The sequence below is a fragment of the Paracoccus sp. L-17 genome, from assembly GCF_056857655.1.
In genome coordinates this window covers 216,978-241,430 of sequence record NZ_JBSXNM010000046.1, presented here as the reverse complement: position 1 = coordinate 241,430, position 24,453 = coordinate 216,978, and the positions used below count along the sequence as shown (strand labels likewise).

General features: G+C 67.2%; 24 protein-coding genes. 13 read left to right on the top strand and 11 right to left on the bottom strand.

What is annotated here, in order from left to right; all coding sequences use genetic code 11:
* Positions 1-98: 98 nt before the first annotated feature.
* On the bottom strand, positions 99-413 hold the full coding sequence (locus AC13CR_RS18055; protein ID WP_293014270.1) for a phosphoribosyl-ATP diphosphatase: 315 nt from the start codon (positions 411-413) through the stop codon (positions 99-101).
* Positions 410-1,171, bottom strand: a complete 762-nt coding sequence (hisF, locus tag AC13CR_RS18050) for an imidazole glycerol phosphate synthase subunit HisF (protein ID WP_292952486.1) — start codon at positions 1,169-1,171, stop codon at positions 410-412. The genes AC13CR_RS18055 and hisF overlap by 4 nt, the downstream gene beginning before the upstream one ends.
* 116 nt (positions 1,172-1,287) lie before the next feature.
* On the opposite strand from hisF, the gene selD reads away from it, so the two are divergent.
* Positions 1,288-2,430 carry a selenide, water dikinase SelD gene (selD, locus tag AC13CR_RS18045; RefSeq protein ID WP_292978114.1) on the top strand — a complete coding sequence of 381 codons (1,143 nt, stop codon included), beginning with the start codon at positions 1,288-1,290 and terminating at the stop codon, positions 2,428-2,430.
* On the opposite strand, the gene AC13CR_RS18040 is transcribed toward selD, so the two are convergent.
* From AC13CR_RS18040 to trhA, 3 genes are all read right to left on the bottom strand, one after another.
* Positions 2,351-3,541: an MFS transporter gene (locus AC13CR_RS18040; protein ID WP_292952490.1), complete on the bottom strand. Its 1,191-nt coding sequence runs from the start codon at positions 3,539-3,541 to the stop codon at positions 2,351-2,353. The genes selD and AC13CR_RS18040 overlap by 80 nt on opposite strands.
* An 8-nt stretch (positions 3,542-3,549) precedes the next feature.
* The gene (gene eda, locus AC13CR_RS18035) at positions 3,550-4,194 is read right to left on the bottom strand and encodes a bifunctional 4-hydroxy-2-oxoglutarate aldolase/2-dehydro-3-deoxy-phosphogluconate aldolase (protein ID WP_292952493.1); all 645 of its coding nucleotides are present in this window, start codon (positions 4,192-4,194) and stop codon (positions 3,550-3,552) included.
* A gap of 76 nt (positions 4,195-4,270) precedes the next feature.
* Positions 4,271-4,939, bottom strand: a complete 669-nt coding sequence (gene trhA / locus AC13CR_RS18030) for a PAQR family membrane homeostasis protein TrhA (RefSeq protein ID WP_482900933.1) — start codon at positions 4,937-4,939, stop codon at positions 4,271-4,273.
* A 182-nt stretch (positions 4,940-5,121) separates the two neighbouring features.
* Between trhA and AC13CR_RS18025 the strand changes: the two genes are divergently transcribed.
* From AC13CR_RS18025 to tsf, 3 genes are all read left to right on the top strand, one after another.
* On the top strand, positions 5,122-6,672 hold the full coding sequence (locus tag AC13CR_RS18025; RefSeq protein WP_292952499.1) for a trimethylamine methyltransferase family protein: 1,551 nt from the start codon (positions 5,122-5,124) through the stop codon (positions 6,670-6,672).
* 166 nt (positions 6,673-6,838) lie between these two features.
* The gene (gene rpsB, locus AC13CR_RS18020) at positions 6,839-7,636 is read left to right on the top strand and encodes a 30S ribosomal protein S2 (protein WP_292952502.1); all 798 of its coding nucleotides are present in this window, start codon (positions 6,839-6,841) and stop codon (positions 7,634-7,636) included.
* Between the two features lie 94 nt (positions 7,637-7,730).
* The gene (gene tsf, locus AC13CR_RS18015; RefSeq protein ID WP_292978113.1) at positions 7,731-8,609 is read left to right on the top strand and encodes a translation elongation factor Ts; all 879 of its coding nucleotides are present in this window, start codon (positions 7,731-7,733) and stop codon (positions 8,607-8,609) included.
* Positions 8,610-8,889: 280 nt separating this feature from the next.
* Here tsf and AC13CR_RS18010 read toward each other — a convergent pair whose 3' ends face one another.
* Positions 8,890-9,654, bottom strand: coding sequence for a helix-turn-helix transcriptional regulator (locus AC13CR_RS18010; RefSeq protein WP_292952508.1), 765 nt, complete (start codon positions 9,652-9,654; stop codon positions 8,890-8,892).
* A gap of 196 nt (positions 9,655-9,850) precedes the next feature.
* Here AC13CR_RS18010 and AC13CR_RS18005 point away from each other — a divergent pair, with 196 nt between their 5' ends.
* Both AC13CR_RS18005 and AC13CR_RS18000 read left to right on the top strand, forming a co-directional pair.
* A complete protein-coding gene (locus tag AC13CR_RS18005) occupies positions 9,851-10,438 on the top strand; it encodes a (d)CMP kinase (RefSeq protein ID WP_292952511.1) in 588 nt (195 codons plus the stop codon).
* Between the two features lie 60 nt (positions 10,439-10,498).
* Positions 10,499-11,965 carry an aldehyde dehydrogenase family protein gene (locus AC13CR_RS18000; protein ID WP_482900932.1) on the top strand — a complete coding sequence of 489 codons (1,467 nt, stop codon included), beginning with the start codon at positions 10,499-10,501 and terminating at the stop codon, positions 11,963-11,965.
* A 98-nt stretch (positions 11,966-12,063) separates the two neighbouring features.
* Here the strand turns inward: AC13CR_RS18000 and AC13CR_RS17995 are convergent, their stop codons facing one another.
* From AC13CR_RS17995 to tkt, 4 genes are all read right to left on the bottom strand, one after another.
* Complete coding sequence (locus AC13CR_RS17995; protein WP_446237451.1) at positions 12,064-13,083, bottom strand: LLM class flavin-dependent oxidoreductase; 1,020 nt, start codon at positions 13,081-13,083, stop codon at positions 12,064-12,066.
* Positions 13,084-13,197: 114 nt separating this feature from the next.
* A complete protein-coding gene (locus AC13CR_RS17990) occupies positions 13,198-14,070 on the bottom strand; it encodes a lysophospholipid acyltransferase family protein (protein ID WP_292952520.1) in 873 nt (290 codons plus the stop codon).
* Positions 14,067-14,990: a DMT family transporter gene (locus AC13CR_RS17985; RefSeq protein WP_482900931.1), complete on the bottom strand. Its 924-nt coding sequence runs from the start codon at positions 14,988-14,990 to the stop codon at positions 14,067-14,069. The genes AC13CR_RS17990 and AC13CR_RS17985 overlap by 4 nt, the downstream gene beginning before the upstream one ends.
* An 88-nt stretch (positions 14,991-15,078) precedes the next feature.
* Positions 15,079-17,103: a transketolase gene (gene tkt / locus AC13CR_RS17980; RefSeq protein WP_446236701.1), complete on the bottom strand. Its 2,025-nt coding sequence runs from the start codon at positions 17,101-17,103 to the stop codon at positions 15,079-15,081.
* A 95-nt stretch (positions 17,104-17,198) separates the two neighbouring features.
* Here tkt and AC13CR_RS17975 point away from each other — a divergent pair, with 95 nt between their 5' ends.
* Entirely contained in the window at positions 17,199-17,387 is a 189-nt protein-coding gene (locus AC13CR_RS17975) for a hypothetical protein (protein ID WP_292952529.1), read from the top strand.
* Between the two features lie 88 nt (positions 17,388-17,475).
* Here AC13CR_RS17975 and AC13CR_RS17970 read toward each other — a convergent pair whose 3' ends face one another.
* Positions 17,476-18,240, bottom strand: coding sequence for a PAS domain-containing protein (locus AC13CR_RS17970; protein WP_292952532.1), 765 nt, complete (start codon positions 18,238-18,240; stop codon positions 17,476-17,478).
* Between the two features lie 207 nt (positions 18,241-18,447).
* On the opposite strand from AC13CR_RS17970, the gene gmk reads away from it, so the two are divergent.
* From gmk to hflK, 6 genes are all read left to right on the top strand, one after another.
* Positions 18,448-19,080, top strand: coding sequence for a guanylate kinase (gene gmk / locus AC13CR_RS17965; RefSeq protein ID WP_482900930.1), 633 nt, complete (start codon positions 18,448-18,450; stop codon positions 19,078-19,080).
* Complete coding sequence (locus AC13CR_RS17960; protein ID WP_292952538.1) at positions 19,077-19,598, top strand: gamma carbonic anhydrase family protein; 522 nt, start codon at positions 19,077-19,079, stop codon at positions 19,596-19,598. The genes gmk and AC13CR_RS17960 overlap by 4 nt, the downstream gene beginning before the upstream one ends.
* 7 nt (positions 19,599-19,605) lie before the next feature.
* Entirely contained in the window at positions 19,606-20,733 is a 1,128-nt protein-coding gene (locus AC13CR_RS17955; protein WP_292978022.1) for an ATP-binding protein, read from the top strand.
* A 184-nt stretch (positions 20,734-20,917) separates the two neighbouring features.
* The gene (gene rpiA / locus AC13CR_RS17950; RefSeq protein WP_292952544.1) at positions 20,918-21,673 is read left to right on the top strand and encodes a ribose-5-phosphate isomerase RpiA; all 756 of its coding nucleotides are present in this window, start codon (positions 20,918-20,920) and stop codon (positions 21,671-21,673) included.
* Positions 21,673-23,058 (top strand): glutathione-disulfide reductase, encoded by a 1,386-nt coding sequence (gene gorA / locus AC13CR_RS17945; protein WP_446238202.1) that lies wholly within the window; start codon positions 21,673-21,675, stop codon positions 23,056-23,058. The genes rpiA and gorA overlap by 1 nt, the downstream gene beginning before the upstream one ends.
* Positions 23,059-23,185: 127 nt before the next feature.
* A complete protein-coding gene (gene hflK, locus AC13CR_RS17940) occupies positions 23,186-24,439 on the top strand; it encodes an FtsH protease activity modulator HflK (RefSeq protein WP_446232619.1) in 1,254 nt (417 codons plus the stop codon).
* The last annotated feature ends 14 nt before the right edge of the window (positions 24,440-24,453 follow it).

Genomic DNA, 24,453 nt, shown 5'->3' with positions numbered 1-24,453 from the left:
TGCCTGTCGCGGCGGTTTCGCCGCTTATAGCCCCCAAGCCTGCCCGAGGGGAAGGGATTCGCGCCAGAACCCTGTCTTGCCGCGCCTTGATCCCGCCTTCAGTCGCCCCGCGCGGCTTTTTCCGCAAGGCCCGACAGGCCTTCGCGCCGCGCCAGTTCCGCCTCGACATCGGCCAGCGCCACATCGCGCGCGGCCAGCATGACCAGCAGATGGAAGATCACGTCAGCGGCCTCCGCGGTCAGCCGGGCGCGGTCGCCGCGAACCGCTTCGATGACCGCCTCGACGGCCTCTTCGCCGAATTTCTCGGCGCATTTTTCCGGCCCCCCGGCCAGCAGTTTCGCCGTCCAGCTGCTTTCCGGATCGGCCCATCGGCGCGTCGCGATGGTGGCGGCAAGTCTGTCGATGGCGCTCATGTCAGTCTCATCGGAATGCCGGCTGCGGCCATGTGGGCCTTGGCCTCGGTTATGGAATAGGAGCCGAAATGGAAGATCGAGGCGGCCAGGACGGCGCTGGCATGGCCCTGGGTCACGCCCTCGACCAGGTGATCCAGGGTGCCGACCCCGCCCGATGCGATGACCGGTATCTGCACCGCATCGGCGATGGCACGGGTCAGCGCCAGGTTGAAGCCAGCGCGCGTGCCGTCGCGGTCCATCGAGGTCAGCAGGATTTCCCCGGCGCCGCGTTCGGCGACGGTCCGCGCGAAGGCGACCGCGTCGATTCCGGTCGGCCTGCGCCCGCCATGGGTGAAAATCTCCCAACCGCCGCCGGCGACGGTCTTGGCGTCGATGGCGCAGATCACGCATTGGCTGCCGAACCGGTCGGCGGCCCGCGCGATCACGTCGGGATCGGCGACGGCGGCGGAGTTGAAGCTGACCTTGTCCGCGCCCGCCAGCAACAGGGCGCGCACGTCCTCGGCTGTGCGCACACCGCCGCCCACCGTCAGCGGCACGAAACATTGTTCGGCCGTGCGCGTGACAAGATCGAACATGGTGCCGCGGTTCTCGTGAGTGGCGTGGATGTCCAGAAAGCAGATCTCGTCCGCGCCCGCCGCGTCATAGGCGCGCGCCGCCGCGACCGGATCGCCCGCATCGATCAGATCGACGAAGTTGACGCCCTTGACCACGCGGCCATCGGCCACGTCGAGGCAGGGAATGATGCGGGTCTTCAGCATGGCCGATCCTCGTTCGTGGCGCCCCTGATAGGCGGAAACGGCGGCGCGGGCCAGAGGCGTTCGATTGCCGCCGACCGGAGGCGGTGCTAGTCTTCACCAAAATTCCGGAGGCTCCGATGGACGACCAAAGCCCGACCGAACCGCGCCTGACCTCGCTGTCCCATGGCGGCGGCTGCGGGTGCAAGATCGCGCCCGGCGTGCTGACCGGCCTGTTGCGCGGAACCGCGATGCTGCCGGTCCCGGACGAGCTGCTGGTGGGCATCGAGACATCCGACGATGCCGCGGTCTATCGGCTGAACGATCAGCAGGCACTGGTGGCCACGACCGATTTCTTCATGCCGATCGTGGACGATCCACTGGATTTCGGCCGCATCGCCGCGACCAACGCGATCAGCGATGTCTATGCCATGGGCGCCACCCCGATCATGGCCCTGTCGCTGGTGGGAATGCCGATCGACAGGCTGTCGCCCGAAACCATCGCCCGCATCCTCGAAGGCGGCGCGATGGCCTGCCGCGATGCGGGCATTCCCATCGGCGGCGGCCACAGCATTGATTCGGTCGAGGCGATCTATGGCCTGGTGGCGCTTGGCCTGGTCCATCCCGATCATGTCAGGCGCAACACGGGCGCGAAACCGGGCGATGTGGTGATCCTGGGCAAGCCGCTGGGGGTTGGCGTCTTCTCGGCGGCGCTGAAGAAAGAGGCCCTGTCGCCAAAGGATTACGCAATGATGATCGAAACCGTCACGCGGCTGAACACGCCCGGTCCCGATCTGGCGCGATTGCCGGGCGTTCATGCGATGACCGATGTGACGGGGTTCGGGCTGGCCGGTCACGCGCTGGAAATGGCGCGCGGATCGGGTTGCACGCTGCGGCTGGACTGGGCGGCGGTGCCGCTGCTGGCGGGCGCGCGCGATCTTGCCGCCGGCGGCTTCGTGACCGGCGCTTCGGGGCGCAACTGGGCCGGCTATGGTGGCGAGGTCGCGCTGCCCGACGGTTTCGCACCCGAGGATCGCGCGCTGATATCCGATCCGCAGACCAGCGGCGGCCTGCTGGTCGCCTGCGCCGAGGCCGAGGCGGACCGGGTTCTGGCCATCTTCCGCGATCACGGCTTTGCCGAAGCGGCCGTGATCGGACGCGCCGAGGACGGGGCCGGGCGGCTGGTGCTGGGCCAGGACGGTCTCAGGCCGTTTTCGGGCGCATCAACAGCCAGATCAGCGCCCCGCCGGCCAGGGCCAGCAGCGGCAGCATGGCCAGATTGACCGCATACCAGCCGCCCTCGTTCGAGCCTCCGGTGCAGTTCATCAGTCCGCCCGAGGACAGCGACGCCAGAAAGACGCCGCCGAAGACGAACAGGTCGTTGATGCCCTGCACCCGGCCGCGTTCCTCGGGGCGATGTGCGCGCGCCAGCATCGTGGTCGCGCCGATGAAGCCGAAATTCCAGCCAAGTCCCAGCAGGATCAGCGCGCCGAAGAAATTCGAAAGCGTGATCCCGCTCAGCGCGACCGCCCCCGCGCCGGCCAGGATCGCAAGCCCGGTGCCGACGATGCGCGCGGCGCCGAAACGGTTGATCAGGTAGCCGGTGAAGAAGCTGGGCGCAAACATCGCCAGCACATGCGCGCTGACGATATTGGCGGCGTGTTCGGGCCGGTAGCCGCCGCCCACCACCGCCAGCGGCGTCGAAGTCATGACCAGGTTCATCAGCGAATAGGTCACCATCGCGCAGATCATGGCGACGACGATACGCGGCTCGCGCAGGATCTGGCCCAGCGGGCGGTCCCGATCCTGGCCGGGCCGGGCGCGCGGCGGGCGGGGAATATCGAGAAAGGCGAAGAGAATCGGGCCGATCAGGTTCAGTCCGATCACCGCCAGATAGGTGCCCAGAAACGGAATCGCGGTCAGATCGCCGGTGGCACGGACCAGACCCGGCCCGATGATGGCCGAGGCAAGGCCACCCGCCATCACCCACGAGATCGCGCGCGGTGCGAAATGGTCGCTGGCGGTATCGGTCGCGGCGAAGCGGAAAAATCCCTGCGCCGAAAAGTAGACCCCGCTCAGCAGTCCGCCCGTCAGGAACAGCAGGAACGAGCCCAGCCAGATTCCGGCCGCCGACACCGCCGCGCCGGAGCCGCCCGCGGCAACCGCCAGCAGAAAGCCCGCGCGCCGTCCCCGCATCTGCATGAACCGGGCCAGCGGCCGCGCACTGATCGCCGAGCCCAGCACGATCAGCGAGATGGGCAGGGTTGCAAGGCAGGGACTGGGCGACAGTTTTTGCCCGACCAGACCGCCGACGATGAATTGCACCGGCATCTGGGCGCCAAGTATCGCTTGCGCGGCCACCAGGACCGCGACATTCCGCCTTGCCCTGTCCATGGCCGCGATCAGCCTTGGCGCAGGGCGGCGGCGGTCCTTGCGCGGGCCTCGATCGCATCCCAGTCTTCGGATGCGACATCGGCATCGGTGACGATCCAGCTGCCGCCCACACAGACCACATTGGGCAGAGCCAGGTAGTCGCGGGCGTTCTGCGGCGAGACGCCGCCGGTGGGGCAGAAACTGATCCGCGGCAGCGGGCCGGCCAGCGATTTCAGCGCCGGCGCACCGCCCGAGGTTTCGGCCGGGAAGAATTTCAGCATGTCATATCCCGCATCCGCCGCCCGCATCACCTCCGAGGCGGTGACGGCGCCGGGCAGAAGCGGCAGGTCCAGATCCGCGCAGGCCGCGATCAGCGGGTCGGTCAGCCCGGGCGAGACCGCGAATGTCGCGCCGGCGTCCTTGGCGCGCTTGGCGTCGTCCGGGCTCAGCACGGTGCCGGCGCCGACATGGCCGCCCTCGACCCCTGACATGGCGCGGATCGCGTCGAGCGCCGCGTCAGAACGCAGGGTGACTTCCAGCACCGGCAGGCCGCCCGAGACAAGGGCGCGGGCCAGAGCTTCGGCCTTCGCCGCCTGCTGGATGACGATCACCGGGATGACCGGCGCGATGTCGCACAGCGCGCGGCTTTTCCGGGATTGGGTTTGGGGGGTCATGCGTCACCTCGCTGGCAGGATCGCTCCGAACCTGACGCCTGCGGCGGCCGGATGCAAGCGGCTTGGCGCCGGTCGGCTACAGCGTCGCGGGCGACACCGCCGCCGTCAGCACCGCGACGTAATGCACCGCCGCCGCCGTCACCACGAAAGCGTGCCAGATCGCGTTCTGGAACCGCAGCTTTTGCCACAGGTGGAAGATCACGCCCGCCGTATAGAGCAGTCCGCCAATGACGATCAGAACCATCGAGGTCGCGGGCAGATGCATGGCGATGGGCCGGATCGCCAGGATGCCGCTCCATCCCATCGCGAGATAGAGGATCACCGCCAGCCTGTCATAGCGCCCCGGAAAAAGACATTTCACCGCGACGCCGATCCCGGCCATGAACCAGATCGCGACCAGCAGCGTCAGGATCATCGGGTCGCTGGAGGCGCCGGGTTCCAGAAACGGCGTGTAGGTTGCCGCGATCAGGATGAAGATGGCCGAATGATCCAGCCGCCGCATGATCCATTTGAAACGCGATGGCGGCAACATGTTGTAGATGAAAGAGATTGCCAGCGCCCCGATCAGCCCCAGCCCGTAGATCCAGGCGGCCAGCATCACCGCCTGCGTGCCCCAGACCGTTGTCTGGAAGATCAGCACGGTCACACCGATCAGGGCGGCCACGACGCCGACCCCATGGACGATCGCGTCGGCAAGGGTTTCCAGGAAATCGTAGTCTCGGCCGAAGCGGAATTGCATTGTCATCCCCGGAAGATGGGGCAGGCGGGAAGCCAAGGCAATTCACCCTTTTGGTCAACCCTGCGTGAAAGCGTCGCGGCCGCGCGTCGATGTCGCATCATGGCAAGGGAAAGGCGCAAACGGGCAGCACGGCCTTCGGCGCGCAGCCTATCACGGGACGCAGTCATGTTTGCAGGAAGGGGATCGCCATGACCGAGGATGCCGTCGCCGAACGCCGTGGCCGCCGCAGCGGAGGCGGGGCCGCGCGCCGGGCCGAACGCACGGCGACGCGCTTCGAATATGCGCGCTTCATCAGCCGCAACATCCCGAACCTGGAGATTCTGAACGACGAGGCGCTGGAGATCATCGAGGCCAATGCCGAGACGGTGCTTGCGGAAATCGGCGTGAACTTCGTCGACAATCCCGACGCGCTGGCGCGGTGGAAGGAGGCGGGGGCCGACATCGACGGCGAACGGGTGCGGCTGCCCAGGGGGCTGGCGCGACAGCTTTGCGCCACCGCGCCGGCCAGCTTTACCCAGCACGCCCGAAATCCCGAACGCAATGTCGAGATCGGCGGACGCAATCTGGTTCTGGCACCGGTCTACGGCCCGCCTTTCGTGCGCGATCAGGCCGGCGGCCGGCGCTACGCCACGATCGAGGATTTCCGCAATTTCGTGAAGCTGGGCCAGATGTCGAAATGGGTCCATCACAGCGGCGGCACCGTCTGCGAACCGACAGACGTGGCGGTGAACAAGCGCCATCTGGACATGCTGCACGCCCACATGACCCTGTCGGACAAGCCCTACATGGGTTCGGTGACCCTGCCCGAACGCGCCGCCGATTCGGTCGAGATGTCGAAGATCCTGTTCGGGTCGGATTTCGTCGACCGCAACACGGTGATGACCAGCCTGATCAACATCAACAGCCCGCTGACCTTCGATTCGGTGATGATGGGCGCGCTGGAGGTCTATGCGAGGGCCAATCAGGCCGCGATCATCAGTCCCTTCATCGTCGGCGGCGCGATGGCGCCCGTCACCGTCGCGGGCACGCTGACGCAGGTTCTGGCCGAGGTGATGGCGGGCGTGGCCTACAGCCAGCTGATCCGTCCCGGCGCGCCGGTGATCTTCGGCGCCTTCGTCACCTCGATCGACATGAACAGCGGTGCGCCTACCTTCGGCACGCCCGAGGCCGCCCAGATCACGCTGGGGGCGGGGCAACTGGCCCGGCGGATGGGGTTGCCCTATCGCAGCGCGGGCTCGTTCTGCGGATCGAAGCTGCCGGATGCACAGGCGGCCTACGAGACCGCGAACACGCTGAATATCGGGCTGCTGGCGGGGGTGAACTTCATGCTGCATTCCTGCGGCTGGCTGGAAGGCGGGCTTGTCAGCAGCTACGAGAAATACGTGATGGACGCCGATCAGCTGGGCCTGCTGCACCGGATCGCGGCGGGCGTGGACATGTCCGAGAACGGGCAGGCCATGGACGCGATCCGCGAAGTGGGGCCGGGCGGGCATTATCTGGGCTGTGACCATACGCAGGCCAATTACAAGGAAGCCTTCTGGCGCACCGGCATCCTGGACTACAAGCCCTTCGAAACCTGGGAGGAGGAAGGCGCGCGCGACACGGCGACGCTGGCCGCGCTGAAGGTCGCCAGGATGCTGGGCGAGTATCAGGCCCCCGATCTGGATCCGGGCATCGCCGAGGCGCTGTCGGAATATGTCGCGGGCCGGAAAGCCGCCGTGCCCGACAGCTTCATGTGAGCGGACAGGCCCGTTACCCCTTGCAAAGCGTGCGCACAGCGTCTATCTGCGCGCTCACTTCACAGGCAGTGGGCGGGCCTTGCGGACAGACATCCCCGTGGGTCCACCGGTTGAGGCAAAAGCCTTCAGAACCCCTGCCAAGGCGCAAACCGGAAAGGACATTGGAATGGCGCTTCCCGAATTTTCCCTGCGTCAGCTTCTTGAAGCTGGCGTCCATTACGGCCACCAGACGCAACGCTGGAATCCGCGCATGGCGGAATTCATCTATGGCGACCGCAACGGCATCCACATCGTCGATCTGACCCAGACCGTCCAGATGCTGGACGCCGCGCTGCAGGTCGTGCGCGACACCGTCGCCAAGGGCGGCCGCGTGCTGTTCGTCGGCACCAAGCGCCAGGCGCAGAAGCCGATCGCGGATGCGGCCGAACGCTCGGCCCAGTTTTACATGAACCACCGCTGGCTGGGCGGCACGCTGACCAACTGGAAGACCGTCAGCCAGTCGATCAACCGCCTCAAGGCCATCGACGAGACGATGGCCGGCGGCGCCGAAGGCATGACCAAGAAAGAGCGCCTGGGGCTGGAACGCGAACAGGCCAAGCTGCAGGCCAGCCTTGGCGGCATCCGCGACATGGGCGGCCTGCCGGATCTGCTGTTCGTCATCGACGTGAACAAGGAAGACCTGGCGATCCTCGAAGCGAAGAAGCTGGGGATCCCGGTCGTCGCCGTGGTCGATACCAATTGCTCGCCCGACGGCGTGGATTATATCATTCCGGGCAACGACGATGCGGCCCGCGCCATCGCGCTGTATTGCGATCTGGCCAGCCGTGCGGCGCTGGACGGCATGACCGCGCAGATGGGTGCCGCCGGTGTCGATCTGGGCGCCCTGTCCGAAACGCCCGACGAGGCGCTGAACGAGGGCGAGGCCGAGGCGAAAGCCGACGAGCAGGCGACGGCCGACGCCTGATCGATCCGGCCCGTCCGGACCCCGGATGCATTTACGGAAACGTCGTCAGGCGGGGATATGCCCCGCCTGACGTGTTGATCAAAGGAGACGGATCATGGCTATCACCGCCGCGATGGTGAAGGAACTGCGCGAGACCACCGGCGCAGGGATGATGGACGCCAAGAAGGCGCTGACCGAGACCGATGGCGACATGCAGGCCGCGCAGGACTGGCTGCGGACCAAGGGCCTGGCCAAGGCCGCGAAGAAATCCGGTCGCGTCGCGGCCGAGGGTCTGGTCGCCGTGGCCGTCAGGAACGGCAAGGGCGTCGCTGTAGAGGTGAATTCCGAGACCGACTTCGTCGGCAAGAACGAGGAATTCCAGCGCATGGTCCGCAAGATCGCCGAGGCCGGTCTGGACGTGCAGAATACCGAGGAACTGAACGCCGCCAGGATCGACGGCAAACCCGTCTCGGAGGTTCTGACCGACGCCATCGCCAAGATCGGCGAGAACATGACCCTGCGCCGCATGGTCAAGGTCGAAGCGCCGCTGGTCGTCTCTTACGTCCATAACGCCGCAGCCGAGGGGATGGGCAAGATCGGCGTTCTGGTCGGTCTGGACGGGGGCGACGAGGAAATCGGCCGCCAGATCGCGATGCATGTCGCCGCGACCTCACCCGCCTCGCTGAGCCAGGACGATCTGGATCCGGCCCTGGTGGAACGCGAGAAGTCCGTCCTGACCGAACAGGCCCGCGAATCGGGCAAGCCGGAAGCGGTGATCGAAAAGATGATCGTCGGCCGGATGGCCAAGTTCTTCGAGGAAGTGACGCTGCTGGGTCAGAAATTCGTCATCAATCCCGATGTCACGGTCGAACAGGCGGCCAGGGACGCCGGTGCCAGGATCGTGGGCTTTGCCCGCGTCGCGGTCGGCGAAGGCATCGAGAAGAAGGAAGAGGATTTCGCGGCCGAGGTCGCCAAGACCCTGGGCGGCGCCTGATCCGTTCCCTGCCGTTTTCTGCGAAGACGCCGGTCAGCGATGGCCGGCGTCTTTCGTCGTTTTGCGACATCGGCCGGGAACGCGCGACATCCGCCGACGACGACAAGACCGCCATCGGCAGATGCCCCCCGTTTCTGACGGGATGCGCGGCCCGGGCAACACTCGGACCCTTGCGCAGGTTCCTGACACATTCTGTGTCACCACTCACGGAACGTCACGATTCAAGGCCGATTTGCCGCAAAGAGAAAGTCAGGCAAACCCTACCCCTATTGGCCTATCCTCACGTGAACGGGTTCAGGTCTTGGCCGTGCGGGAAAATCTGGTGGGCCAGATGGGCGCGGAGGATGGCGTGGGCGGTCGTATCGGCCCCGATCGCCTGCCGCGCCAGACGCAGATGTTTTTCGACCGTGGCGGCCGCTACGCCCAGGATCGTGCCGATCTCGGCCACCGTCTTTCCGGCCGAACTCCATTCCAGAACCTCGCGCTGACGCTGCGTCAGGCGGGTTTCGACCAGCCGCCGGCCCAGCGTCGCCAGCCGAAGATGCAGGACCGAGGTCAGAATCCCGATCTCGCCGCGCGCGGATTGCCAGGCCGTTTCGGCGCGCTCGTGGCTGATCCCGCCGCCAGGGCACAGCAATACCGCGCCATGACTGCGCGGCACCCTGTTCCTGAGGCTGATGACTCGACCCGCCTCGACGCCGTGATCCATCGCCAGACGGATCGCAGGGTGGATTTCCGCGGCCCCGTCTTCATGCCCCAGGCACGCATCCCGCAACGAGGCATTGCCGGAATTCTGCAGCGCCCAGACCGCCCAGGGCGCGGTGGCCAGCAGCCCCCCGGCGCCTAGCCGTGCGACAAAGCCGTCGGGGAAATTGCCGAACAGGATCGGCTCTTCGCGCAGCACGGCGGCGGGAAGCGACAGCAGGAAGCGCGCGATATAGAGACCGTGTTGAAAACCGTGTTCGCGCAAAGCCGAAAGATAGGCATCGCTTGCCTCGGGCACCGATCGGGCATTGGCGACACGATCAAGATAATTGATCGACATAAATCACTAAACCGAAATAAATTCTTCATTTCGGCGATAGAAATGCAGAATCACGGTGATGCCAAGAAGAATTCGCCCGCCCGACCGCCCTCTTGCCGGTCCGACAAGGGCCGTTCCGCGACCTCTGCTGCCGGCTGGACCTTTGCCGCGCGGATATGCAAAGAGGCGGTGACGGGTAAAACGGCAGGCCGGGGACATGGCGTTCATCATTGCGATCGACGGGCCGGCGGCCTCGGGGAAGGGGACGATCGGGCGGGCGCTGGCCGCCGATCTGGGCTTTCATCATCTTGATACCGGGCTGCTCTACCGGGCGACCGGGGTGAAGGGCGGCGATCCGGTCGCAGCGGCCCGCGGGCTGGTCGCAGCGGATCTGGCACGCGACGATCTGCGCAGCGCCGAGGCCGGTCAGGCCGCCAGCCGCGTCGCGGCGATCCCCGAGGTCCGCGCGGCCCTGATCGATTTCCAGCGCCGCTTCGCGATGCGCGAACCCGGCGCGGTGCTGGACGGGCGCGATATCGGCACGGTGATCTGCCCGCAGGCGGATCTGAAATTGTATGTCGTCGCCTCGGACCAGGTGCGGGCCATGCGCCGGGCGTCCGAACTGGGCGCCGACCCGGCCGAGATGCTGGCCCAGTTGCAGGAACGCGACCGCCGTGACAGCCAGCGCGCCAGCGCACCGCTGCGGCCGGCCGATGACGCGGTAGTGCTGGACACGACCGATCTGACCATCGAACAGGCGGTCGCCGCGGCTCTGTCAGCCGTCGGCCGGCGTCGCGCCACCTAGCCCCGCTTGCGCGCCGCGCCGCGATGCGCAAGGATCCCCGGGCATCACGAGGAGGGTCCGATGAACATCGCCGCGCGCAATCCCGATTCCGTCATCGACGGTGTGTTCATAGACAACGAATGGCGCCCCTCGGCCAGCGGCGAGACGCTGCCGGTGATCGACCCCGCCACCGGCGAGGCATTCAGCCGCATCGCCTCGGGCAATGCGGCCGATATCGACACCGCCGTCGCCGCCGCGCGACGTGCGCGCAATGGCGCATGGGGCGCGTTGAGCGCGACCGAGCGCGGCCGCATCCTGTCGCGCGCCGCCGCCCTGGTTGCCGGGGCGGCCGGGGATCTGGCGGCGCTGGAGGCGCGCGATACCGGCAAACCCATCTCGCAGGCGCGCGCCGATATCGCGGCGACGGCACGTTATCTGGAATTTTACGGCGGCGCGGCGGACAAGTTGCATGGCGACACGATTCCCTTCCTGCCCGGCCATTTCGTGACCACCGAATACGTGCCCTTCGGCGTGACCGGACATATCATCCCATGGAATTATCCGGCGCAGATGTTCGGCCGCACCATCGCCGCTGCGCTGGCGATGGGCAATGCCTGCGTGCTGAAACCGGCCGAGGATGCCTGCCTGACGCCGCTGCGCCTGGCCCAGATCCTGTGCGATGCGGGGCTGCCCGCCGGGGCGCTGAACTGCGTGCCGGGACGCGGTGATCGGGCCGGGGCGGCGCTGGCCGCGCACCGCGGCATCGACTTCATCAGCTTCACCGGCAGCCCCGAGGTGGGCGCGGCGGTCCAGCAGGCGGCGGCCGGCCACCATATCGGCTGCACGCTGGAACTGGGCGGCAAATCGCCTCAGATCCTGTTCGACGATGCCGATCTGGACCATGCCATGCCGGTGGTCCTGAAGGCGATCACCCAGAATGCGGGACAGACCTGTTCGGCCGGGGCGCGGCTTCTGGTTCAGGACGGCATCGCCGAGGCGGTGACGGAACGCCTGCGTCGCGATTTTCCCGCCCTGACCGCAGCCCCGCAGGATGCGGATCGCGATCTCGGGCCGCTGATCTCGCCGAAACAGATGCAGCGGGTCCGCCGCTTTTGCGATCGCGCCGATGACGATGGCATCCCGCTGATCGCCGAGGGCCGGATCGATCCGCAGGCCGCGCGGGACGGCAATTTCGTCGCCCCCCGCGCCTACGGCCCGGTGCCGCGCGATCACCCGCTGGCGCAGCAGGAGGTGTTTGGCCCGATCCTGTCGTTGATGACCTTTTCCGACGAAGCCGATGCAATCGCCCTTGCCAACGATACCGATTACGGCCTTGTCGCCGGGGTGTGGTCGCGCGATGGCAGCCGCGCCATCCGAGTCGCCCGGCAGATCATGGTCGGGCAGGTCTTCGTGAACGCCTATGGCGCGGGCGGCGGGATCGAGTTGCCGTTCGGCGGCATGAAGAAATCAGGCCATGGCCGCGAAAAGGGGTTCGATGCGCTCTACGAATTCGCCGCGACCCGGACCATGGTGATCCGCCACGACTAGGGGACGGCGTCGGCACCACCGCCGGGTGCGCGGCTTGAACGCCGGAACCCGGCGCCCGCAGCTACAACCCGGCGCGCGCTGGCGCGCCGGGCACGTGATCACCGCCAGCCGAGGGCAGGGGCCACGTGTTTCAGAATCGCGTCGAGGACATGGACGTTGTATTCGACGCCCAGCATGTTCGGCACCGTCAGCAACAGCGTATCGGCCTCGGCGATGGCTTCGTCCTGGCGCAGCGCCTCGACCAGCCGATCCGGTTCATCCGCATAGGAGCGGCCGAAGACCGCGCGGAAATTGTCGATATTGCCGATCTGGTCGCTGTCCTTGCCGCCGCGTCCGAAATAGCGCCGGTCCATGTCGCTGACCAAGGCAAAGATCGAGCGGCTGACCGAAACGCGCGGATCGCGCGCGTGTCCGGCCTCGACCCATGCCGCGCGATAGGCGCGGATCTGGCGGGCCTGCTGGACGTGGAACGGCTCGCCCCCTTCATCGACCTTCAGGGTCGAGCTTTGCAGGTTCATTCCCATCCGCGCGGCCCAGACCGCCGTCGCATCCGAGGCCGATCCCCACCAGATCCTGTCCCGCAACCCCTCGGAATGGGGTTCCAGGCGCAGCAGACCGGGTGGATTGGGAAACATCGGGCGCGGATTGGGGCGCGCAAAGCCCTTGCCTTCCAGCTGTTGCAGGAAGACCTCGGTATGGCGGCGGGCCATGTCCTGGTCGGTTTCCCCCTCGGCGGGCTGATAGCCGAAATGCCGCCAGCCCTCGATCACCTGTTCGGGCGAGCCGCGGCTGATCCCCAGTTGCAGCCGCCCGCCCGCGATCAGATCCGCCGAGCCGGCATCCTCGACCATATAAAGCGGGTTTTCATAGCGCATGTCGATCACGCCGGTGCCGATCTCGATCGTCGATGTCCGCGCACCGATCGCAGCCAACAGCGGAAAGGGCGAGGCCAGTTGCCGCGCATAATGGTGGACACGAAAATAGGCCCCGTCGAGGCCCAGTTTTTCCGCCTCGACGGCCAGATCGATGGATTGCAGCAGGACATCGCTGGCCGAACGCACCTGCGAGCCGGGCTCGGGCGCCCAATGCCCGAAGGACAGGAAACCGATCTTTTTCATGGATAATCCTTTCTCGCGACCGTCATGCCGCGCGCTTCTGCCGGCAGATATGGTCGGCCTGCGCGGCAGGCAATGCCGGTTCGCGCACATCGGCTGTGCGCTGTCGCAGCGGCTTCATTTCCAGCGCCGGTGCACCCAGAACCATTGATCCATATGCCGGCGGACCAGCATTTCCAGATCGTCATTCAGGGCCTGCATCATCCGGTCCGGAGCGGCCTTTTCCAGCGGTTCGCCAACATGGACACGGAAGGACAGACCATCGGGCTGCCGGATACCGTGGACCGGCAGGATCAGCGCGTCATAGCGGATCGCCAGCTCGGCCGGGGTCAGCACGGTCCTGGCCGGCAGGTCGAAGAAGCGCAGTTCCGGCGCGTGCCGGTCATGTTGGTCAAAGCCCAGGGCCAGCCAGCCGCCGCCCTTGAGAAAGCGCAGCATCGCGGCCAGCCCGCCACGCCCGCGCGGAAACAGCGGTTCGGCGATGGCGCTGATGGTGGGCACATAGTGACGGTTGAACGCATCGTTGTTCATCGGGCGATAAAGCGCGCCGACCGGCCAGCCGCGACCGGCGAGGGCGGCGCGCATGGCGTCGTAATTGCCGAAATGCGCGCAGGCGATGATGACCGGTCGCCCGGTCTCGAACGCCGTCTCCAGCGCCGGCAGGCCCGGACCCTCCAGCGGATCCGAGGCGCGTATCCGGGCAGTGAAGGCGTCGCCGGAATAGATCTCGGCCAGCGACCGGCCGGTGTTCTCCGGCACGGCCCGGACCAGGATTTCGACCGCCTCGTGATCCAGATCGGGCCTGGCCAGCGCCAGATTGTCGCGAATCCGCCGCCGCCAGCCCGCGACCGGGGCCAGAAGATGCGCGAACACCCAGCCCATCACCGGTATCCTGCGATCATAGGGCAGCAGCCGCGCCGCCGCCATCACCGCCAGAAAGGCGGCGTTCGCCAGGCGGTCGGTGAAGGATGTCCTGTCGTCGTCGCTCATCGGTCCTTCCGGGCGGCACCGGCCTCGCGCGACCAGACGTAGAGGCCCGCGCCGACGATAAGCGCAGCGCCCGCGACGGTCCAGCGATCCGGCAATTGTCCGAAGAACAGCCAGCCCCAGAATCCCGCCCAGACAAGACCGGTATAGCCGAACGGAGCCAGAACGCCGGCCTCGGCAACGGCGAAGGCACGCACCAGGAAATACTGGCTGGCGGTGCCGAACAGCGCCAGCGCCGCGAAGGCCAACAGATCGCCCGCCGCGACCGGAAGCCAGAAGAACGGCACCAGCGCCGAGGTCGCCACCGTGCCCAGAACCGCCGACCACAGCACCGAGGTCGCCACCGAATCCGCCCGGACGATCCTTGTCAGCAGCGCCCCCGCCGCATAGGTGAAGGCACCGGCCAGCGGCAGCAGGGCCGCGGGCTGGAACACGCCAAGGCCCGGCCGGATGATGATCAGCGCCCCGATCAGCGCCGCAGCGATGCCGGCGATCCGGCGCGGCCCGATCGCCTCGCCCAGAAACAGCGCCGCACCCAGCGTGATCAGGACCGGGTTCAGATCCATGATCGCCGTCGCCTCGGCCAGCCCGATGAATTGCAGCGCGGTGAAGAACAACCCGACCGAGGCAAGCTGCATCCCCGCGCGCGCCAGTTGCAGGCCCGGCTGGCGCGACCGCATCAAAACGAAGACCCGTCCGCGAAAGATCGCCAGAAAGATCAGAAGATTTCCCAGAAATCGTGCCCAGACGATCTGTGCCGGAGGATAGGTTCGGGTCAGATGCTTGGCGGTCGCGTCCATCAGCGTGAAACCGATGATCGCGGCCAGAAGAAAGACGATTCCCGCCGTCTGTGCGGGCCGCGGCTGGCGAGGGCCGTCACGTTCGCGCGCCATCAGCGCGAAGGCCCGCGCCAGGACTCGCATCAGCTGTGGGCGTCATGGGTATTTGAGCAACGAAGAAGCGGCGGCTTCTCTGTTGTCCAAATACCCTCGCCGAAGGCGAAATGTCGCCTCACAGCATCGCCTTCACCCTGGCCACGACATTGTCGGCGGTGATCCCGAATTCCTTGTAGAGCGCGGGTGCGGGCCCCGAGGCGCCAAAGCCCGTCATGCCGACGAAATCTGATTTCTCCTCGCGGCCACGTTCGCCCAGCAGCAGCCAGTCCCAGGGCTGGCGCACCGCGGCCTCGATCGCGACGCGCACGGTGCCGGCCGGCAGAACCTCTTCGCGATAGGCGGAGGGTTGATCGCGGAACAATTCCATCGAGGGAACCGAGACGACGCGGGCGGGTGTGCCCTCGGCCTCCAGCGTGTCGCGGGCGGTCGCCGCGATCTCGACCTCGGAGCCCGATGCCATCAGCACCACCGCGGGTTTCCCGCCCGAGGCCTCGCGCAGCACATAGGCCCCCCTGGCCGACAGGTTCTCGTCCTGATGGCTGGTGCGCAGGGCCTGAAGTCCCTGCCGCGACAGCGCCATGATCGTGGGGCGGGCGGTCTGCGTCAGGGCCAGTTCCCAGGCCTCCGCGGTCTCGACCTGATCGCAGGGTCGCAGGGTCAGGATGTTCGGCGTCGCGCGCGCGATGGCCAGATGTTCGACCGGCTGGTGGGTCGGCCCGTCCTCGCCCAGGCCGATGCTGTCATGGGTCATGACATAGATGACGGGCAGGCCCATCAGCGCCGACAGGCGGATCGCGCCGCGGGCGTAATCGGTGAAGGTCAGGAAGGTGCCGCCATAGGGGCGAAAGCCACCATGCAGCCAGATCCCGTTCATCGCCGCCGCCATGCCGTGCTCGCGGATGCCGTAGTGGATATAGCGGCCCATCCGGTCTTCGGGTCCGAAGATGCCCAGATCGGGGGTGCGGGTGTTGTTCGAGCCGGTCAGGTCGGCCGAGCCGCCGAAATTCTCGGGCATGTGCGGGTTCAGCACCTCGAGCACGTTCTCGCTGGCCTTGCGGGTGGCAATCTTGGGCTTGCTTTCGGCCGCCTGCGTCTTCAGCGCCACGATGGTCGGCACCAGGTGCGGATTGGCGCCGTTCCCGGTCCGGCGGCGGAATTCCTCGCGGTTGTCGGATGCGAGGGCTTCGACGCGGTCTTCCCAGGCCTTGCGCGCCTTGCCGCCCCGCGCGCCGATCTCGCGCCAGTCGGACAGGATGTCGTCGGGGATCTCGAAGGCCGGCGCGGTCCAGCCAAGGGCGCGGCGGACGGCCTCGATTTCCTCGGCGCCGAGGGGCGAGCCATGGGCCTTGGCGCTGTCGGACTTGTTGGGCGCGCCAAAGCCGATGATGGTCTTGCAATCGACCAGGACCGGTCGGCCGTCATCCGTGGCGGCCTTGGACAGGGCGCGTTCGATATCGGCGACATCGTGTCCATCGCAGGACAGCACGCGCCAGCCCGAAGCCTCGAACCGGGCACGTTGATCGGTTCTGTCGGACAGGCTGACCCGGCCGTCGATGGTGATGTCGTTGTTGTCCCACAGCACGATCAGCCGACCCAGCCTCTGCGCGCCGGCAAGCGCCACCGCCTCCTGGCTGATCCCTTCCATCAGGCAGCCGTCGCCGGCGATGACCCAGGTGCGGTGATCGCATAATTCGGCGCCGAATTCCGCGCGCATCGCCTCTTCGGCCATGGCCATGCCGACGGCGGTGGCCAGGCCCTGGCCCAGCGGGCCGGTCGTCGTCTCGATCCCGGTTGCGTGGCCGTATTCGGGATGACCCGCGGTGATCGAGCCCAGCTGGCGGAAATTGCGGATCTGATCCATCGTCATGTCGGCATAGCCGGTCAGGTGCAGCATCGCGTAGAGCAGCATCGAACCATGGCCGGCCGACAGCACGAAACGATCGCGGTCGAACCAGTGCGGATCCGAGGCGTCGAATGTCAGGTGCTTGCGAAACAGCACTGTCGCGATATCCGCCATGCCCATCGGCATTCCGGGGTGGCCGGAACTGGCGGCCTCGACCGCGTCCATCGCCAGGACGCGGATCGCGCTGGCCAGTTTCCAGTGCTGCGGGTCGGCTTCGCGGCGGGCTTCGATATCCATGGCTTTCCCTCCGGGGGCAAATGACTGTTCCCGTTCTGTTAGGGGCGATGCGGTCCTGTTGCAAGCCGTGCGGCGCAGGCCCGGGTCACCGGCTCATGAACGCGAAACCAGATGCGTGTTGCGGTGCGTTTGACGAGGGCAAGGAAATTGTCATCGTGTTTCTCGAATCCGGTCGCGATGGCCCGGCAATGCTTGCGTTTCGACAAGAACCGTTCGATCCGGTCGCGTCCTCGGCGGGCGTCGCGGTCGAGGACGGCAAGAGCGGCCTGGTCGTCGACCTTTAGAACTCTGTCAGTTCGTCGCAACGCTGGGACCGGCTGCTTTCCTCTTTCACAGAAAGAAAACCGCGTTCGTCATGGATGGGTGCGTGCACTAGTCGGTCACGACCCGAAAGCCGGCCCGCCGTTCCTCGGGTGTCGCTGTGCGGCCTGGATCGGGCAGGGGCGCGGCAGGGGCGCCCTTCGCATCGCCCCGCCGCCGTTTTGGCGTATCCATGCCATCAAAGCGCGATGGCGGCTCGGAAAAGCCCGAAGGCGATGGCGCGACGGTCGTGCCCCCCTCGATGATCGGCAGCACCCTGTCCGCGACCAGATCGAAACGGCGCGGCGCCACACCGGTCTCGCCATCCGAGATCAGGCACCCCAGGGCCCGGGTCACATCGCCGAGATCGGATCTCAGCGGCAGCAGCAGCATCCTCGCGTTCAGTTCGGGCCGGGCATATTCACCCCTGGAATGCAGCGTCAGTTCGGCGATCTGCGGCGCCTTGAAGACCGATTCCAGCACATCCGACAGGCGTCCCCGGGAACTGGATTGCAGGAAGGCGCAGATCGGCATCCCGCGCACCTCCATTCCCATCAGGTCGATCAGGTGGCGGCCGGCAAGGCGCATCCGCGCGGCCCCGGGCGCGATCCGTTCAAGAATGAAGGCGTAGTCCAGGGCGCGGCTGATCCCGCGCGGCTCGACATCGCTGCGTGCGGGGATGGCGCGGCCGCGCCGCAGGCCGTGCCAGTAATCGCGCATCTCGGCGATGATGTGTCCGGGCTGCACCCGGTCGTAATCGGCCAGCCGCAGCAACTGGGCCGAACCGGATGCCGGATCGGGCCCGTCACGATCGCTGTTGCCCTTTTCGTCTGCCAACGGAAAACCCTCACATGTCACCTTGCACAGGGACCGGAAAACAATCGGTCCCGCTGTGATCCTATGTCAATCGCAGCACGCTTGCCGAGTCGATTCCTAACGAATGGTTAAGACTTTCCGCGCCGCGACGGGGCCGGGACTTGACCACGAAGGCGGGCTGGTTCATCCCCGGCGGCGACACAGGGATGCCACCGGGAAAGGGTGCCGATGGATCGAACGGGTTTGCTGATCATCCTGTCCTCTCCCTCGGGCGCGGGCAAATCGACGTTGGCGCGACGGCTGATGGAATGGGATCCGGCCCTGCGCTTTTCGGTCTCGGCCACGACCCGTGCGCCCCGGCCCGGCGAGATCGATGGTCAGCATTATCATTTCATCACGCCACGGGATTTCCAAGCCCTGGTCAGCCGCGGGCAGATGCTGGAACATGCCGAGGTTTTCGGCAATTTCTACGGCTCGCCCCGCGCGCCGGTCGAGGCGGCGATGAACGAGGGCCGCGACACGCTGTTCGACGTGGACTGGCAGGGCGGCCAGCAGATCCGCGCCTCGGCCCTGGGCGGGCATGTCGTGTCGATCTTCGTGCTGCCGCCCTCGTTGCCGGAACTGGAACGGAGGTTGCGCGCGCGCGGTCAGGACAGCGAGGCGGTGATCGCCGGCCGCATGGCCAAGAGCCGGGCCGAGATCAGCCATTGGGCCGAATATGACTATGTTCTGGTCAATGACGATCTTGACCGGACCGAGGCACATCTGCGCGCGATCCTGACCGCCGAGCGTCTGCGCCGGGATCGGCAGGGCGGCCTTGGGGCCTTCGTGAAGCGGCTGATGGAGGGGCAGGGCGCATGATCTGGGAACTGGACGGAATCGCACCGCGACTGGACGGCGACGCCTGGGCCGCCCCCGACGCGCAGTTGATCGGGCGGGTGGTGCTGGAACCGGGTGCATCGGTCTGGTGGGGCGCGGTTCTGCGCGGCGACAACGAGGAAATCCGGCTGGGTCGCGGATCGAACCTTCAGGATCTCTGCGTCTGTCACACCGATCCGGGTCATCCGCTGGTCGTCGGGCCAAATTGCACCATCGGCCACCGCGCGATCCTGCATGGCTGCACCATCGGCGCGGGCGCGCTGGTCGGGATGGGCGCGACCATCCTGAACGGCGCGGTGATCGGGGCGGGGGCGCTGATCGGCGCGGGGGCGCTGATCGGCGAGGGAAAGCAGATCCCGGCGGGCGCGCTGGTCATGGGCGCGCCGGGCCGGGTGGTGCGGATGCTGGACGAGGCGGCGCAGGCGGACCTGCTGCGCTCTGCGGCCCGTTATCGCGCCAATGCGGCGCGCTTCCGCGCCGGTCTGCGGCGGCTGGACTGAAGCTGCGATGACGCGCGAGGCGTGCAGGCGCGTGGCCGGGATCATGGACGGCATTCCGCTGCCGGTGCTGATCGTCGATGCGCAGGCCCGCATGATCGGCGCCAATCCCGCCGCCGAAGCGCTGTTCGGCCCGAATCTGCTGGACCGTCCCTTCGTCACCGTCATCCGCCATCCGGCCGTGCTTCAGGCGCTGGACCGGGTGCTGGCACCGGACCGCCACCCCGCGCCGCCGCCCGATCCCGTGCTGCCGACCCCGCCCGAGGGAGGGGCGGTCCTGCGCGCCCAGATTGCCGCCGACCGCCGCGATGTCGCCGCCGAGATCACCGTTTCGCGACTTGCCCCCTCGCTGGGTGCGGGCGCCGTCGTCGCCATCCTCGACCGCTCGGCCGCCGAAGAGGGGGAACAACTGCGCCGCGATTTCGTCGCCAATGTCAGCCACGAGTTGAAAACGCCGCTGACCGCGATGACCGGGTTCATCGAGACCCTGCGCGGCCCGGCGCGCAACGACGACAAGGCGCGCGCGCGGTTTCTGGACATCATGGAACGCGAGGCGGGACGGATGAACCGGCTGGTCGGCGATCTGTTGTCGCTGAGCCGGGTCCAGGCCGAGGAGCGCCGCCGTCCGCAGACCCTGGTCGATCTGCCGCTGCTGCTGCGCGGGGTGCTGGCGACGATGGGCCCGGCCGCCGAGGCCCTGGATGTGCGGGTCGAGGCTACGGGACTCGACGGCAGCCAGCGGCTTGCGGGGGATGCCGATCAGCTTGTGCAGGTGTTTCAGAACCTGGTCGAGAATGCGCTGAAATATGGCGGCGAGGGGGGGTATCTCGGCCTGCATCTGCGCCGCATCCCGCACGAGCCGATGCTGCGCGGTCCCGGCTGGGCGGTCGCGATCGAGGATCGCGGCGAGGGGATCGACGAGATCCATCTTCCGCGCCTGACCGAGCGGTTCTATCGCGTCGATACCCACCGTTCGCGGGCGCAGGGGGGGACGGGCCTCGGCCTCGCCATCGTCAAGCATATCGTGAACCGTCATCGCGGCCGCTTCCGGATCGAAAGCACGAAAGGCCAGGGAAGCCGCTTCACGGTGATCCTGCCGGAGGCGGGCGCGGCGTCGGGCGGGTCCGCGGGGGATTGAGGTCGCGTCCCGCGCGTCCCGCGCGGCTTCAAGGCCCAGCGGCAGCGACCGGGCCGGGGCTGGGCCCCGGTCCGCCCCCTCGTCGGGCGCGCGGCATGCCCGAGCGGGGATCGAAGGCGCCTCTCGCCCTTGCGCCTGCCTTGGTCTATACAGCGCCGGAACAGCCTTCGTAGGAGATCCGCTCATGCCGCAAGAACCCGATCCGGCCAAGCTGGCCGCCGCCCGCGCCGCGGTGGCCCTGGTCGAGGACGGCATGAAGCTGGGTCTTGGCACCGGCTCGACCGCCAGCATCATGGTCGAATTGCTGGGCGCCCGCGTGCAGGCCGAGGGTCTGAAGCTGCGCTGTGCGGCGACCTCGAAGACGACCGCCGATCTGGCCCTGCGCAATGGCATCGGCATCGAAAGCCTCGATCAGCTCGGCTGGCTCGACATGACCATCGACGGTGCCGACGAGGTCGATCCCGATCTGCATCTCGTCAAGGGCGGCGGCGGCGCGCATCTGCGCGAGAAGGTGGTGGCCGCCGCCAGTGACCGCATGGTGGTGATCGCCGATCCCGGCAAGATCGTCGATCAGCTGGGCAAGTTCCCCCTGCCGGTCGAGGTGCTGCAATTCGGCTTCGAGACGACGCGCAAGCTGATCCGCCGGGCGCTGGACGATCTGGGCCTTGGCGGACACGACGTCATGCACCGGCTGCGGGGCAGCGATCCCTGGCTGACCGACGAGGGCAACTGGATCCTGGATCTGCATCTGGATGCGATCCCCGAGCCGGTCGCGCTGGCCCATGCGCTGTCGGCCATTCCGGGCGTGGTCGAACATGGATTGTTCCTCGGCATGTGCGATCTGGCCATCATTGGCAAGGCTGATGGCAGCGTCGTGGAACTGAACCGCGACGCGGGCATGGATGCCGATTTCCTGGCCGGCGAGGGAGAGCAGTTTTGATGGGTTTCGATTACGATCTCTTCGTCATCGGCGGCGGCTCGGGCGGGGTGCGCGCGGCGCGCATCGCGGCGGGTGAACATGGCGCCAGGGTCGGACTGGCCGAGGAAAGCCGCATGGGCGGCACCTGCGTCATTCGCGGCTGCGTGCCCAAGAAGCTGATGATCTTTGCCAGTCAGGCCGGCTTGATGGCCGAGGAAATGCGCGGCTATGGCTGGAGCGATGCCGAGTCCGGTCGCTTTGACTGGCAGATCTTCCGCGAGAAACTGGATGCGGAACTGGACCGGTTGGAGCGCGCCTATACCACCAACGCCGAAAAGGCCGGGGTGACGATCCACCACCAGCGCGCCCGGCTGGCCGGCCATCACGAGGTGGAACTGGCCGATGGCACGCGGCTGAGCGCCAAGCACATCCTGATCGCCGCCGGCGGCCGGCCCGTCTGGCCGGGCATCGCGGGTCAGGAACTGGGGATGATCTCGGACGACCTGTTCTTGATGGAAACCCTGCCGCAGCGCGCGCTGATCGTCGGCGGCGGCTTCATCGCCTGCGAGTTTGCGACCATCCTGAACGGGCTGGGCGTCGATGTCATCCAGACCTATCGCGGCGACGCGGTGCTGCGCGGCTTCGATCTGGAAGCGCGCGAGATGGCGACGCGGCAGCTTCAGGATATCGGGATCGATCTGCGGCTGGGCCTGACGCCGTCGCGGCTGGACGAACGGAACGGCCGGATCGCGGTGCATTTCGCCGATGGCAACCACGAAATCGTGGACCGGGTGATCTTTGCGACCGGGCGCGCGCCGCACAGCCAGGATCTGGGCCTGGAACGGACCGAGGTGACGCTGCGGGCGAACGGTGCCGTCGCGGTGGACGAATGGTCGCAGACCTCGGTTCCCTCGATCTTCGCGGTGGGTGATGTCACCGACCGGGTCAACCTGACCCCGGTCGCCATCCGCGAGGGGCACAGTTTCGCCGACACGATCTTCGGCGATGGCCCGCGCAAGGTCGATCACGGCATCGTCGCCAGCGCCGTCTATCTGCGCCCGCATGAACTGGGCACGGTCGGGCTGACCGAGGAACAGGCCCGCGTGGCGGGATCGGTCGATGTCTATGCAACCACCTTCAGACCGATGCGGTCGATGTTCGCCGGTTCGGACGCGCGCACGATGATGAAGCTGCTGGTCGAACCCGAGACCGACCGCGTGCTGGGCTGCCAGATCTTCGGCCCCGAGGCGGGCGAGATGATCCAGCTGGCCGCGATCCCGATCACCCTGGGCGCGACCAAGGCGCAGTTCGATGCAACCATCGCCGTCCATCCGACCGCGGCCGAGGAACTGGTGACGATGCGGCATCCGGTCCGCCGGCACCGGATCGAAACGATGGCGGTCTGACGGATGGAGGCGCGGCCCCGTGCCGCAGGCGGCCGGGGAAACCGGCTGGCCGGCAAGGGTTGACCATCGGCCCCGGCCCCTTAAGTGTCAGTCAGGGAAATTCATCGACGAAAGGAAGATCGAGCGCATGGCAAGTCAGGGCCCGTGGGGCGGCGGCGGAAATGGCGGCGGGGATGACGAGGATCGCGGCAAGCGCCCGTCGGACCGCCCCTGGGGCAACGATCAGCCGCCGAAGGGTCCGCGCCGGCCCGGCGGCGGCGAACAGATGCCCGAGATCGAGGAACTGATGAAGAAGGGCCAGGAACGTCTGCGCGTGCTGATGGGCGGGCGTGGCGGCGGCGGCCGTCCGAACGGTTCGGGTCGCGGGCCGTCGGGGCCGGGCTTCGGCTTCAACCGCTCGACGTTGGTGCTGGGCGGGCTGGTCGCGCTTGGCCTGTGGGCCTTTGCCAGTTTCTACCGGGTCCAGACCAACGAGAAAAGCGTCGAATTCCTGTTCGGCCGCGCCGTTGCGGTGGGCAGCGAGGGTCTGAACTTTGCGCCCTGGCCTTTCGTCACCGCAGAAGTCGTCCCCGTCACCAATGAACGCGTGACCGAGATCGGCACCGGCCGGTCCGGTCCGATGGACAGCGGGCTGATGCTGACCCGCGACCAGAATATCGTGGACATGGAATATCAGGTCGTCTGGAACATCTCGGATCCCGAGAAATTCCTGTTCAACCTTGCCGATCCGGCCGACACGATCCGGGCGGTCGCCGAATCGGCCATGCGCGACATCATCGCGCGGTCGGAACTGGCGCCGATCCTGAACCGCGATCGCGGCTCCATCGCCAATGACCTGAAGGATGCGGTGCAGCGCACGCTGGACGCCTATCAGTCGGGGATCAACGTGGTCCGCGTCAACCTCGACCGGGCCGACCCGCCGGGCGAGGTGATCGACGCCTTCCGCGAGGTGCAGGCCGCGCAGCAGGAACGCGACCGGCTGGAGAAAGAGGCCGACGCCTATGCCAACCGCGTCCTGGCCCAGGCCCGCGGTGATGCCGCCGCGACGCTGGAACAGGCCGAGGGCTATCGCGCCGAGGCTGTCAACAACGCCCAGGGCGAGGCCGCGCGTTTCAATTCGATCTACGAGGAATATATCAAGGCCCCCGAGGTCACCCGCCGCCGGATGTATCTGGAAACAATGGAAAATGTTCTGGGAAGTGTGGACAAGGTCATCATCGGCGAGGGGATCGGCGGCGGCGCGAACGGTTCGGGCGTGGTGCCCTATCTGCCGCTGGATCAGCTGCGGCGGCCATCCGGATCCGGTTCGGGTTCGGGCAATGGCGCCAGCCAGACCGACAATACCAATCGCAGCAACATGACGACCGGAGGGAATAACTGATGGCCGCCCGCAGA